Raw genomic sequence first — 14,736 nt, forward strand, 5'->3', positions numbered from 1 at the left:
GCTCCTCGTGAATCGATACCGAGCCTCGCCCGTGGTTGCCCACCGACGATCCCGCTGCGTACTCGCGACACTCCCCGCGGATGCGCGCACGCGTGCTTCATGGGGCGTCGCCCCATCTGATCCACCCTATCGAGCAGGGCGGCGCGCACGCCGCTCACCCGGGTGGTGTGAACGGCGCCTGTCACCGTGGTGTGGACGGATCCCGTCATGAGCTCCGCATGGCGAGTCCGATACCCGTCGAGGTCAACGGCACGACGTCGATCTCGGTGCCGTCGGCGAAGCCGTCGCACGACTCGCTGTCGCCCCGGCCCGCGTCGGTGACCACCACGGCGAGATCCTCGAACTCCCCGGCGTCCACCGCCGACAGGTCCGACGGGGTGGCGAACAGGTGCGTCACCCACTGATCGAGCAGCACGTCCGTCAGCGACTCCGCCGCACCGTCCTGCACCAGCACAGCGGCGCCCGCGACACCGGCGACCAGCGCCCGCAGCGCCTGCGACACGGTCGAGACCGCCGCCGTCGCGAACAACCGGGACTCGTAGTCCACGGCGAGTCGATCGAGTTCGGCGGACACGATGCCGGAGAGCTCGTCGAACGTGAGCACGCCGACCGAGCCCGTCCCGGTCGGCAGGACCAGCGCCGGATCGGCTCCGTTCTGCGGGCGTGCCCGATCCGCGTACGTGACGGGGCGCGCGGAGAACTGCGCCACGTCGTCGGCGGCGTCGTCCACCGACAGGATCAGCGGCGCCCGACTCCCGTTGCGGGATGCGCCGGACAGCACGATCACGTCGGGTGCGACTCGGCCGATGTCCAACGCCGCGCCTGCCTTGAGGATCCCCCACCACAGGGCCAGGGTGTCCGTGTCGAGGCCGGAGTCGCCGGACCGGACCGCGACCGTCGACCCGGCACCGACTCCTGCCCCCGCGAGCCAGCGCGCCAGGCGGTTGGAACGAGCGTCGAGGTCGGCGTAGCTGACCTCGTTCTCGCCGATCACGACGGCGGGGGCGTCCGGATCCGATTCCACGGCCGACGCGAACGACGTGACCACCGAGGGTCCCGAGTACGCCGCGGGAGTCGTGGGCTCCACCACGGGCGCCGCGGTGACCACCTCGGCGAGCGGCAGATCGGCGACGACGCGCGTGGGTTCGGTGACCCCGGCCCGCAGCACCGACGCCAGATGCCGGCCGAAGGTCTCCACCGTCTCCTCGTCGAACAGCTCGGTCGAGTACGTGAACATCATCGTCATGTCGCCGCCCGGCTTCCGCGAGCCGTCGTCGTCGACCGTGAGCAACAGATCGAAGTTGGCGGGCTCGAACGGATTCTCCAGTTCGGACACGGTGATCTCGGGCAGCTCCACCCGCGCCGGCGTGATGTTGCGGAACGCCAGTGCGGTCTGGAAGAGCGGCGGCACCGATCCCGTGCGCTGCGGCGCGACGGCGTCGACGACGGTCTCGAACGGCACCTCCGAGTGCGCGAACGCGTCGACGTCCACGCGACGGGCTGCGGCCACCAGTTCGGCGAAGCTCACATCCTCGTCGACCCGCAGACGCAGGGCCACCGTGTTGACGAGCATGCCGACCAGGTTGTCGAGCGCCGGATCTCCGCGGCCCGCCAGAGCGGTGCCGATCGCGATGTCCGTCGATCCGGACAGGCGGGAGAGGACGACGGCCAGGGCCGCGTGCACCACCATGAATCGCGTCGCGTTGTGGTCGCGCGCCAGTGCCTCCACCCGGTCCGCCGCGAAACCGTCCACGGCGAAGTGGACGGACGCACCCTCGCGGGTGGGCGACGCCGGCCGCTCCCGGTCACGCGGCAGGTCCAGCTCCGGGGGCAGGCCGTCGAGAGCCTGCTTCCAGTAGGCGATCTGGGCGGACGCGACCGACTCGGCGTCGCGGGGCGAGCCGATGACGTCGCGCTGCCACACCGCGTAGTCCGCGTACTGGACGGGGAGCGGAGCCCACGCGGGGTCGACGCCCTCGGTGCGTGCGAGGTAGGCGGTGACGAGGTCGCGGGTCAGCGCCACGCGGCTCACGCCGTCCGCGGCGATGTGGTGCACGACGATCGCGAGCACGGCCTCGGTGGAGACCTCAGGGTCACGGAAGACCGCGAGCCGCAGCGGGACCGCCGTGGTGACGTCGAAGCCGCTCGTCGCGAGAGCGACGAACTCGTCGATCCAGCGCGCGGACGGAACGTCCTCGACCGCGAGCTCGACGCCCGCCTCGTCGACCGTGAGGATCTCCTGCCGCGGTACGCCGTCCGTGTGGGGATAGACGGTGCGGAGGATCTCGTGCCGCGTCACGAGGTCGTGCACGGCCCGGCGCAGGGCGTCGAGATCGAGACGGCCCTCGAGTCGGATGCCCAACGGCAGGTTGTACATCGGCGACGACGGGTCGAGCCGGTTGCTCAGCCACATGCGCTGCTGCGCGAGTGCCAGCGGGATCACGTCGGGACGGGGACCGGCGACGAGCGCGGGTCGATCGGACGCGCCGAGCTCGGCGACGACCGCCGCGAGTCGGGCGACGGTGGTCGCGTCGAACACCGCGCGGACCGGAACGTGCACGCCCAGTTCGGTACCGATGCGGGACGCGACCTGCGTCGCGACGAGCGAGTTGCCGCCGAGCCCGAAGAAGTCGTCGTCCAGGCCGACGGGCGTGACGTCGAGGATGTCCTCGAAGACCCCCGCGATCGCCTTCTCCACCCGCGTCTCGGGTGCGCGGTACGTGCGATCGGAGTCCTCGGTGACCTCGGGCAGCGCCTTGCGGTCGAGCTTGCCGTTCACGGTCAGCGGCAGACGGTCCAGCTCGACGATGCGCGCGGGAACCATGTACGCCGGCAACAGCGAGGCGACGTGTTCGGTGACTGCCGCCGCGTCGACCGTGGAGCCCGATTCGGGCACCACGAACGCGACCAGGACGTCGCCGGCCGGACGCCGCACCACCGACGCCGCGGCCCCCGCGACGCCGGGCGTGGACGCCACCACGGTCTCGATCTCGCCCAGTTCCACGCGGAACCCGCGAATCTGGACCTGGGCGTCCGCACGTGCGAGGTACTCCAGTGCACCGTCGCGGTTCCACCGCACGACGTCACCGGATCGGTACATCCGCTGACCGGCCAGGTACGGGTTGGCCACGAACCGGGTGGCGTTCAGGTCGGGGCGACCGACGTAGCCCTGTGCCAACTGATCACCCAGGACGTATAGCTCACCGGGAACGCCGACGGGCACGGGCCGCAGGGCGTCGTCGAGCACGATGCCGCCGAGCCCCGGGACGGGAACGCCGATCACACTGCCCTGGGCCGCGGCCGCGAATGCCGCCGTCAGCTCCTGGTAGGTGACGTGCACCGTCGTCTCGGTGATGCCGTACATGTTCACGAGGCGGGGACTGTCGTCCGCGTGCCGCGCGTACCAGCGCTGCAGCTGCGACAGATCCAGCGCCTCACCGCCGAAGACGACGTGGCGCAGGGACAGCTCGGTGCCCGCCCGATCGCGCTCGGCCTCGGCGAGTTGGTAGAACGCCGACGGTGTCTGGTTGAGCACCGTCACGCCCCGGTCGGCGAGCATGTCCAGGAAGTCGCCCGGCGAGCGCGCGGTCCAGTGGTCCACCACGACGACGCTGCCGCCCGTGGTGAGCGCGCCCCACAACTCCCACACCGAGAAGTCGAACGCGTAGGAGTGGAACATCGTCCAGACGTCGTCGGGTCCGAAGCCGAAGTACTGCTCGGTGTTCGTCAGCAATGTCACCACGTTGGTGTGCGGGATCGCGACACCCTTCGGGTTCCCGGTGGATCCGGAGGTGTAGATGATGTACGCGACGTCGTCCGGCCGTGCCATGGGAAGCAGCGCGGTGGACCCCGCCTCCGAATCCGATTCCGGCGCCACGACATCGGTGTCCACGACGACGGTCAGGCCGTCGCGGCGCACCTGGTCCTCGAGCCGAGCGGAGACCACGGCGAAGCGCGCACGGGAGTCGGCGACGACGTAGTCGACACGGTCACCGGGATACTCCGGGTCGATCGGCACGTAGGTCGCGCCGGCCCGCATGACGGAGAACAGCACGGCGACCAGATCCACCGATCGGTCGCACACCACCGCGACCCGATCGCCGGACCGCACCCCCATCGCGTACAGCCTCGCTGCAGCAGCGCGCGAACGAGAGTCCAACTCCCCGTACGTGATCGAGACCTCACCGAACCGCACCGCACTCGCCTCGGGGTGACTCGCCGCGTGATCGAGCACCCGCGAGACGATGGTGTCGTCGCCCACGGGACGGCCCTCGGACACGCGCTGGATCGACCTCTCGGCGACCACGCGGTCGCTGGCGTCGAGCACGTCGATGTCGGCGACCGACACACTGGGATCGTCGACGATGGTGGTCAGCACCTGCACGAACCGGCGTGTGATCGCGTCGATGGTCGAGGCGTCGAACAGTGTAGACGCGTACGAGAACGTGGCCGGCATACCGGCCGGACGGCCCGCGTCGTCGGTGCGGTCGGTCATGGTCAGCTGCAGATCGAACTTGACCACCTGCAGGTCGAGATCGACCGTGGACAGGCGCAGTCCGGTGAGTTCCACCGTCGAGTGACCCATGTTCTCGAACGCCAGCATCACCTGGAAGATCGGGTGACGCGACTCCGACCGCGCCGGGGACAGCACCTCCACGAGACGCTCGAACGGCACGTCACTGTTGGCGAACGCCTGCAGGTCGCGTTCGCGGACGTGGTCCAGCAGCGCGTCGAACGGCTGGCGACTGCCCACGGTGGTGCGCAGCGCCAACGTGTTGACGAACATGCCGACGAGGTCGTCGATCGCCGCGTCGCCGCGTCCCGCGACCGGGGTACCGATGACGATGTCGTCGGTCGAGCTGATCTTGGCGAGCGTCACGGCCAGCGCCGCGTGCACCACCATGAAGAGCGTGGTGCGGTGGCGCCCGGCCAGGTCGATCATCTTCGCGTGGAGCTCGGCGTCGATCTCGAACGCGTGCGCTCCGCCGCTGAGCGACGACCGGGACGGACGGGCCCGGTCGATCGGGAGCGGCAGCAGATCCGGTGCGTCGCGCAGGGTCTCGACCCAGTAGCGCTCCTGCTGCGCGATGAGCGACGTGGGATCGTCCTCGGACCCCAGCACCTCCCGCTGCCACAACGTGTAGTCGACGTACTGCACGGGCAGTGGGGTCCACGTGGGCGCGTAGAACGCGATGCGGGCGCTGTAGGCCGCCATCAGGTCGCGCGCGAGGGGTGTCAGGGATGCACCGTCGGCGGAGATGTGATGCACCACGATGGCCAGCACGTGGTCGGTCTCGCTGATCTGGAACAGGCGACCGACCAGCGGGACGTGCTCCGTGACCTGGAAGGTGGTCATCGCGAAGGAGATCAGCACGCCGTGCAGATCCCCCGCGTCGACCGGCACGGGTGTCAGGTCCGGCACCACGGCCTCGGGATCGTGGACGACCTGGACCGGTCCGTTCTCGGTGTCCGGGTAGGACGTCCGCAGCGCCTCGTGGCGGTCGACGACGTCCATGATCGCGACCTGCAGCGCGGCGATGTCCAGATCACCCTCGAGGCGCAGGGCCAACGGGATGTTGTAGGCGACCGACGACGGGTCGAACTGATTGAGGAACCACATGCGGCGCTGCGCGAGCGACAGCGGCACCGGCCCGGTCCGCTCGCGGGGCACCAGCGGCGTGCGGGTCTCGCCGTGGCCACCCTGCTGCAGTCGGGACGCGAGCGACTCGACGGTGGGTGCCTCGAACAACGTGCGCACCGAGACCTGTGTCCCCAGTGCGGCACCCAGACGGGAGACGGCGCGCGTCGCGATGAGCGAGTTGCCGCCGAGAGCGAAGAAGTCGTCGTCGAGTCCAACCCGGTCGACACCCATCAGTTGCGTGAAGACGGATGCCACGATCTCCTCGACCACGGTGGTCGGGGCGCGGAACTCGCGCGTCGCGAGCACCGGCTCGGGCAGCCGCCGGTGGTCGATCTTGCCGTTGACGGTGACGGGCAGGCGGTCCAGGACCACGACGGCGGCAGGGATCATGTGCGACGGAAGATGTTGCGCGGCATGGCGTAGCAGTTCGGTGTGCTCGAGCGTCGTGTCCGGACGCAGCACGACGTACGCCGCGAGCACCGTGGCCCCGGACGACTGCCGGTGCGCCACGGTGACGGCGGTACGGACGCTGGGATGCTCGGCGAGCACCGCGTCGATCTCGCCCAGTTCGATGCGGAAGCCGCGGATCTTCACCTGCGAGTCGGCGCGACCGACGTAGACGATGTCGCCGTCCTCGGTCCACCGGACCAGGTCACCGGTGCGGTACATGCGCCCGCCCGGCTCGGCCCACGGTCCGGCCACGAAGCGCGTGGCGGTGAGCGCGAAGCGATTGGCGTACCCGCGGGCGAGGTCCACACCGGCGAGATACAGCTCACCCACGACACCCACGGGAACGGGCCGGAGCCTGTTGTCCAACACCACCTGTCGCGTTCCTCGGATGGGCGACCCGATGGTCACGGGAGCACCGGGCACCAGTGGATCGGAGATCGATCCGATCATCGTGGTCTCGGTGGGGCCGTAGGCGTTCCGCAGCGCGGTGCGCGGAGCCCAGCGTGCCGCCACCTCGGACGGCAGTGCCTCACCGGCGCTGATGATCGACTCGATCTGCTCGAGACCGTCCGGGTCCAACGATCCCAACGCGGCCGGCGTGATGACGACGTGCGTGACGTTCTTCTCGCGGATGTAGTCCGCGAGTTCCTCTCCGCCGAACACCCCCGACGGAGCGAGAGCCAGAGTCGTCGCCGACGAGAGCGCCATCAGCTGCTCGAAGATGGACGCGTCGAAACTCGGCGACGCGACACCGAGGACGACCGACTTCGTCGACACCCCGTACGAGACGGTCATCTCGCCGATGATGTTCGACAGTCCGTCGTGGCCGACGGTGACGCCCTTCGGCAAGCCGGTGGATCCCGAGGTGTAGATCATCCACGCAGCGGTGAACGGTCGGACCGGAGCCGATCGCTCGGCGTCGGTGATGCGGGCGGGCGAGCAGACCTCGAGGTCGCCGCACAGCTCGTCGTCGTCGACGACGAGCCAGTCGATCGTGTCCGGCAGGTCCGCGACGTGTCGTCGGGTGGTCACGCCGATCCGGGCGCCCGAGTCCCCGAGCATGTGCACGATGCGCTCGAGCGGATACGCCGGGTCGATGGGCAGGAAGGCGCCGCCCGACGCCACGATCGACCACGTCGCGTGGATCATCTCGACCGATCGACCGAGTGCGACCGCGACGACGCTCTCCGGTCCGACGCCCCGCGAGATCAGCAGCCGGGCCAGACGGTTGGAGCGCGCGTCGAGCTCTTCGTACGTGACCGATTCCGACCCGCACGTGACGGCCACCGTGTCCGGAGCGGCGTCGACGGCGCGGGCGATGATGTCGCCGAAAGTGACCTGCGGGAAGCTCTCGCCGCCCAGCGCGGGGACGAAACGCCGCCGCTCGTCGTCGGTCAGCACCTCGAGCGATCCGAGCGGTGCGTCGGGCTCGGCATCGATCAGCGCATCGAGGAAGCGCACGAAGCGGGCACGATGCGCGTTCAGCTGGTCCTGCGTGTACCGCAGCGGGTTCGCCTCGAAGTCGATCCGCAGTTCGCGGCTGTCCGCACCGGGATAGATGTTCAGCGCCAGGTCCTCGACCGGACCCGTGGTCAGGACGTTGTACGAGCCGTTGAGGTCGCCGAGCCGCAGCTCGTCGTGGAACAGCATGATGTTGATCGACGGGCCGAACAGTCCGCGTTGGGTCGCCGACTCGCCGCTGTCGCGACGAATGTCCTCGTGGCGGTAGCGCTGCCGGCGCAGGGCGCCGGTGAGTTCGAGCTGGGCGCGGGACGCGGACTCGGCGACCGTGCAGCTCGGCGGGAGTGCGAGACGCAGCGGGACCACGTTGGAGACCATGCCGCCCGAGCGACGCATGGCCGCCGTCGTGCGCGCCGAGACCGGCAGGCTCAGGACCGTGTCCTCGGCCCCCGTCATGCGGGAGACGAACGCGGCGAAGGCGGCGACCACGAACGGTGCCGACGCGGTGCCGAGATCGGTGACCCGCCGGTCGAGGCGCTCGGCGAGGTCGGTGGAGACGAAGCCACCGGCGATGAGCGCGGGCGACGTCGGCGGAGCGGTGACGGCCGAGAGGGACGGCGGATCCGGGAGGCTGCGCACTCTCTCCGCCCAGTACGCGGCGTCCTTCTCGAAGCGGTCCGACGACCGGTACTTGGCGTCGTCGACATAGAGATCGTTCAGATCGACGGCCTTGGAGGGTTCGGGCTCCCTGCCCTCCACCGCTGCCGTGTACAGCGCAGCGGTGCGCTGGATCATCGTCATCGCGCCGAAACCGTCGAGCGCGACGTGATGGATGCGGGAGTACCAGAACCACCGCTCGTCGCTCAACTGCAGCACGTGGGACACCACGAGACGGTCGACGAGCATGTCCACCGGCGTGCTGTACTCGCGCGTCATCCAGTCCATCGCCGCGGCTTCCGGGTCGGACTCGGAGCGCAGGTCGAAGTAGGAGATGTGATCACGCATGCTGAGGTCCACGTACTGGAACGGCTCGCCGTCCACCTCGGCCAGACGCAGATATCCCGATCCGAACTCGCGGCCCGCCCGGTCCAGCGCGTACTCGAGACGGTCGAGGTCGAGGCTTCCGTTCAGCTCGACGTAGTGCGCGATCGCGATCGGCACGTCCCCGGCCAACTGCTGCGCGAACCAGATGCCGCGCTGTGCTCCCGACAGCGGGAACGCGCCCTCGGGCAGCACTCCCGCCGAGCTCACCTGCGTCTCGCTCGTCACCGTCTCGTCGGAGCGGTCGTCGTCAGCCGGTCCGCCGTCGAACCGTGCACCGTCATCCACTCGTCTACTCCCCGTGATCTCTCGCGACACCGTGCTCGCGCACCGCGCCCCGGCCGACCGAGCCCACCGTCGTGAACGGTGGCAGGACAGCGATTCCCCCGATTCGCGATCCGTACCCGGCGCTGTGCCCGTCGATTCGCCCGTGGGCGTCGTGCTCCACTTCCACCTCATTCCTTACCGGAATGCGGGCGCCACTCGTTACGTCGCTGATCAGTGACGATGAATCGACGTGGTCGATGACAGTCCTTTCGTTGGCAAGCAGCCCTCCATGCTAGTCGACCACGTCGGGTACGACCCAACGCGCTCGCCGCGCAACGCGAGAAAAGGGTGTGTGAGCAGGGACGACGCCCTCGGAACACGGTCCCCACCCCCGTCACGAGGAATGGCACGAAAACGGTCGACGATCCCGTTTCCGGAGGGATTGTCGGACTTTCCACCGAACAGGCGCCGCCCGTGGCCCACCGACGCGCCGAATGCCGCCCGCGACGCTCCCGGCGGCGTCGACCGGGCGTGGAACATGCACCCATACCGCGAGACTGTTGTCACACATCGACACTACCGCCGGGTAGCGACACTGGTCGGGTTGCTCGGCCACCGCGTGTGTCTCCGACACGGTGGCGAAGGCTCAGGACACGTGGGTCGCGCGCCCACCGCTGATCGTGGCGATCACCGGAACGGACCGCAGGTCGGCGTTCGACAGGACGTACGGGGACTCGGCGAGCACGACGAGATCGGCGGCGGATCCGACGTCGACACCTGCGCGCCCACCCGATGCCGCCCGCAGTGCGACGTCCATCGGCACCGCCTCGCCCGGATGCCAGGACGGTCGCTCGTCGTCGGTGCGGAACACGGCGGCGGCGACGGCCGACCGCGGATCGGGCGGGGAGACGGGAGCGTCGGACCCGAACTGCAGCAGCGCGCCGTGGCGGTGCAGCGAGTGGTAGCCGTACGCGATCGATCGTCGGCCGGACCACAGCACGTCGGCGACGTCGCGGTCGGTCACCGCGTGCTGAGGCTGGACAGAGGCGACGACGCCCAGCGCCGCGAACCGGTCCAGGTCTTCCGGGCGGACCTGCTGCGCGTGCTCGACGCGTCCACCGACGACGGGGAGAGCACCCGAGTCCATGAGCGCGCGCACGGTCTCGAAGGCGTCGAGCACGACGGTGTTGGCGCGGTCACCGATCGCGTGCACCGCGGCGGCGATCCCACCGCCCGCCGCGCGCGAGATCAATCGCACCAGCTCCGGATGGTCGACGAGCAGCAGCCCGTGTGCCTCGGCGTCGTGCGTCGCCGGCGCCGCGTGCCCCGCGTCGGGATAGGGGTCGTGGCAGCAGGCCGTCCGCGTGTTGAGCGACCCGTCGGCCATGATCTTCAGCGGCCCCATGCGGAGCATGCGGCCCGTGTCCGCGGCGACGTCGCCGGTCCGGTGTCCGGCCGCCAGAGTCTCGTCGAGCCACGTCGGCCACGTCGACGCGCTCACCCGCACCGCCGGACGACCGGAGGCGAAGCGCCGCGTCCACGCGGTGAGGTTGTCGTCGAACTCGAAGTCGAGGACCTCGGTCACGCCCCGCGCGGCGAGATCCTCGGTCGCCTCGCACACGTACTCGTCGAGCACGCCCGTACCGACACGCGCGTCGACGGCACTCGCGATCGCGATGGCGTCGTGATCGCGGAAGACACCGGTGGGGTGATCGACCGCGAGCTCGCGCAGCAACGCCGGGGAGAGCCAGACGGTGTGCAGATCCATGCTCGTCACCGCGACGGACACACCCGGCAGCGCGGCCTCGAGCATGTCCTTGTGCGGTGCGTCCGGCCAGAGGGCACCCCGGAAGCCCTGTGCACGAACGTCGCCGGTGAGGCCCGACGCCACCAGCAGGTCGACGAGGTGCCGTGCACTGGTGGCCGCGCCGACGTCCAGTCGGCGGCGCGCGAGTGCCCACTGCGCCATGTGCAGGTGCCCGTCGACGAACCCGGGCAGCACCACTCCCCCGCGCCCGTCGACGACGGTCTCGGCGGAGGCGGGAGTCAGGCGCTTCCCGGGTGCCGAGATCTCGCTCACCAGGTCGTCGACGATGCGGACGTCCGAGAGGTCGTCCCGCGCGGGATCGACGCGCACACGTTGCAGCAGCACGATGTCAGACCCTAACGGTGCGCGGGTCAGGTCAGTTCGCGAGAGGAGTCCTTGAGATCGACGCCGGACCGCCCGAGCGTGCGCGCACCCGCGACCAACGATGCCGTCACCCGCGCCGCGTGGTCGTAGTGCATGCCGCCGGGCGGGTGGATGTTCGAGATGCAATTGCGCTCGGAGTCGTTGCGGCCCGGCTTCGGACCGTGCGTCAGGTAGATGCCGAGGCTGTCCGCCACCGACAGGCCGGGACGCTCGCCGATGACGACGATCAGCGTGGACACCCCGAGCGCAGCGCCCACGTGGTCACCCAGCGCCACCCTGGCCTGGGTCGCGATCACCGGGGACGCGATCGTGAACGTACCCAGCGACTCCTTCAGCGCAGCGAGCAGACCCGCACCGTGATCCATCAGTGCCCGCGGGGACAGACCGTCGCACAACACGATTCCGATGTCCGCGTCGACCGTGTCGACGCCGGACAGGTCCTCGGGCTGCCGTCCCAGATCGGGACGACGCAGATATTCGCTGCGGGTGGACGCCTTGCTGGACACGACCACCGGATCACCGAGTCCGACAGCGGCGATATCCCGAGCAAAGCTGTCGGTGTCGAGCGGCATATGGACCGCGTCACGCGCCGCGGCGTGGGCGGCCCGGAACTCGAGCACCCGCGTCGTCGGCAGGGCGTCCCCCGCCCGGCCGAGCCCGATGCGCGCCTGCGTCGTGACACGCAGGTCGGTCCAGAAGTCCGGTGTGCTCATGCCGGCGTCGTCAGTGCTCGCAGCGGCGACGACGCGGCGTCGACGGGCAGGACCCGCCCCGCGTCGTCGGTCATCCCCAGCCGGTGCATCCACGCCTCGAACTCGGGAGCGGGCTTGAGGCCCAACACCTGCCGGACGTAGAGGGCATCGTGGAAGGACAGGCTCTGGTAGCCGAGCATGATGTCGTCGGCACCCGGCACGGCGATGACGAAGGCGGCGCCCGCGGCACCGAGCAGCGTCAACAACGTGTCCATGTCGTCCTGATCCGCTTCGGCATGGTTGGTGTAGCAGACGTCGACACCCATGGGCAGGCCCAGGATCTTGCCGCAGAAGTGATCCTCGAGGCCGGCACGGATGATCTGCTTGCCGTCGTACAGGTACTCGGGTCCGATGAAGCCCACGACGGTGTTGACCAACAGCGGATCCAGAGCGCGGGCCAACCCGTACGCGCGGGTCTCGAGCGTCTGCTGATCGACCGGCTTGCCCCCGGTCCCGAAGTGCGAGTTCGCGGACAGCGCCGAACCCTGGCCCGTTTCCAGGTACATGACGTTGTTCCCGACGGTGCCGCGGTGCAACGACTTTCCCGCCTCGTTCGCCTCGAGGAGCATCGGCACCGTCACCCCGAAACTGGAGTTGGCACCCTCGGTTCCCGCGATGGACTGGAACACGAGATCCACCGGGACACCCTTGCCGATCAGGTCCACGGTGGTGGTGACGTGGGAGAGCACACACGACTGCACCGGAATCTCGAAACGCTGGCGGATCTCGTCGAGCAGGTACAGCAGATCGGCTGTCGCAGCAGGTGAGTCGGTCGCCGGGTTGATGCCGATGACGGCGTCGCCCGAGCCCATCAGCAGACCGTCGAGCGTCGCCGCGGCGATTCCGTGCGGGTCGTCCGTCGGATGATTGGGCTGCAGGCGGGTGGCCATCGTTCCGGGCAGACCGATGGTGGTGCGGAACGCCGAGATCACCGTCGCCGCCCGCGCCACCGCGATGAGATCCTGGTTGCGCATGATCTTGCTCGTCGCGGCCACCATCTCCGGGGTGAGGCCGGGCGCGACGTCCCGCAGTGTCCGGGCGCTGTCGGGTTCCGCTGCGACCGTGAGCAACCAGTCCCGCAGACCGCCCACCGTCAGATGAGAGACCGCGTCGAATGCCTGCGCGTCATGGCTGTCGATGATGAGGCGGGTGACCTCGTCGCTCTCGTACGGCACCACCTGCTCGTCGAGGAAAGTCTGCAACGGGAGATCCGCCAGAACCCAGGCGGCGGCGGCACGTTCGGCGTCCGACTCCGCCGCGCAGCCTGCGAGTTGATCGCCCGATCGCGCCGGGGTGGCCTTCGCCATGACCTCGACGAGACCGTCGAAGGTGTAGGTCGATCCCGAGATCTGCTGGTGGTAGGTGCTCACCCGAGTTCGTCCTCGGCAGCGGCGAGCGCCGCGAACTCCTCGTCCGGAGAATTGGCCACCAGGTGATGGCGGCTGTAGACGCCGAAGTAGACCATGAAGAGCGCGAACACGACCAGGCACCACAGCGCCGCCTGACTGTCCACGAGGAACGTCGCGATCACGGCTAAGGCGGCGATGACGAGCGCGAATCCGGTCGTGACCGTGCCGCCCGGAGTGCGGTACGGACGCGGCATGTCGGGCTCGCGGCGACGGAGCACGATGTGGCTCACCATCATCAGAACGTAGCTCAGCGCTGCCCCGAAGACGGCCATGTTCAACAACATCGAGCCCTTGCCGGTGAACGTCAGGGCGAAGCCGATGATGCCGGGCACGATCAGCGCCAGCGTCGGCGCCTTCCGGCTGTTGACCACCGACATGGACTTCGGCAGGTAGCCGGCGCGGCTCAGCGCGAACAGCTGCCGGGAGTAGGCGTACATGATGGAGAAGAAGCTGGCGATCAGACCGGCGAGGCCGATGTAGTTAACCACCGTCGCGGCGCCGCTGTCTCCCAGCGCCTCCACCAACGGGTTGCCCGACGCCTGCATCGCGTCGGCTCCGCCGGCGCCCGTCACGAGGATCAGCATGGCGGTGGCGGTCACCAGCAGCACCGCCATGGCGGCGATGATGCCGCGTGGCACGTTGCGCGCCGGATCCTTCGCTTCCTCGGCCGCGAGCGGCACGCCCTCGATCGCGAGGAAGAACCAGATCGCGAACGGCACCGCGGCCCAGATCCCCAGGTACCCCATCGGCAGGAAACTCGAGGCGCCCGCGGCATCCGTCGGGGCGATGTCGGTGAGGTTGGAGGCGTCGAACTGGAAGATCGCGGCGACAGCGAAGATGACGAGGCCTACGAGAGCGATGCCGGTGATGACGAACATGACCTTCAGCGCTTCACCGACACCGGCGAGGTGCACGCCGATGAAGATGGCGTAGACGGCGAGGTACACCCACCACCCGTCGGTGATCCCGAACAGGCCGAGCGACTCGACGTAGGCGCCGATGAAGGTCGCGATGGCCGCGGGGGCGATGGCATACTCGATGAGAATGGCTGTGCCGGTGGCGAATCCGCCCCACGGTCCGAGCGCGCGCCGGGCGAACGTGTATCCGCCGCCCGCTGCCGGGAGCGCAGACGACATCTCCGCCATGCCCAGCACCATCGCCAGGTACATGCCGGCGATCAGGATGCCCGCGATCAGCAGACCACCGAACCCACCCTGCTCGAGCCCGAAGTTCCACCCCGAATAGTCACCCGAGATGACGTAGCTGACGCCCAACCCTGCCAGCAGCACCCACCCCGCGCTGCCGGTCTTGAGCGTGCGCTTGGCCAGGTAGTCGGACGATTCTGCCTGAGAATCGGACGCTACGGGGCGCGGTTCCTTCACGGCCATGGGTGAGCCTCTTTCGGAGTGTGAGCGGGTGGTGAGGGTGAGGCTAGGACTGCCGTGTTGCGGGGACGTTGCGATTGTTTTTCGACTGGACGGTGCGCTGACCCGCGGTAACCGCGGCCCCGCGCACCCGGCGGAA

5 protein-coding genes are annotated in these 14,736 nt (G+C 69.4%); all 5 read right to left on the minus strand.

Features of this window, described 5'->3' with window-relative positions; translation table 11 throughout:
• Positions 1 to 205 precede the first annotated feature (205 nt).
• On the minus strand, positions 206 to 8,881 hold the full coding sequence (locus HQ306_RS12555; RefSeq protein WP_222631733.1) for an amino acid adenylation domain-containing protein: 8,676 nt from the start codon (positions 8,879 to 8,881) through the stop codon (positions 206 to 208).
• Positions 8,882 to 9,506: 625 nt separating this feature from the next.
• Positions 9,507 to 11,012 carry an amidohydrolase gene (locus tag HQ306_RS12560; RefSeq protein WP_222631735.1) on the minus strand — a complete coding sequence of 502 codons (1,506 nt, stop codon included), beginning with the start codon at positions 11,010 to 11,012 and terminating at the stop codon, positions 9,507 to 9,509.
• Between the two features lie 26 nt (positions 11,013 to 11,038).
• Entirely contained in the window at positions 11,039 to 11,764 is a 726-nt protein-coding gene (eutC, locus tag HQ306_RS12565; protein ID WP_222631737.1) for an ethanolamine ammonia-lyase subunit EutC, read from the minus strand.
• A complete protein-coding gene (locus HQ306_RS12570; protein WP_027504633.1) occupies positions 11,761 to 13,173 on the minus strand; it encodes an ethanolamine ammonia-lyase subunit EutB in 1,413 nt (470 codons plus the stop codon). The genes eutC and HQ306_RS12570 overlap by 4 nt, the downstream gene beginning before the upstream one ends.
• The gene (gene eat, locus HQ306_RS12575; protein ID WP_222631739.1) at positions 13,170 to 14,600 is read right to left on the minus strand and encodes an ethanolamine permease; all 1,431 of its coding nucleotides are present in this window, start codon (positions 14,598 to 14,600) and stop codon (positions 13,170 to 13,172) included. Before eat ends, HQ306_RS12570 begins: the two co-directional genes overlap by 4 nt.
• Between the last annotated feature and the right edge of the window lie 136 nt (positions 14,601 to 14,736).

The sequence above is a fragment of the Rhodococcus sp. BP-160 genome (assembly GCF_019836205.1).
Taxonomy (GTDB): domain Bacteria; phylum Actinomycetota; class Actinomycetes; order Mycobacteriales; family Mycobacteriaceae; genus Rhodococcoides.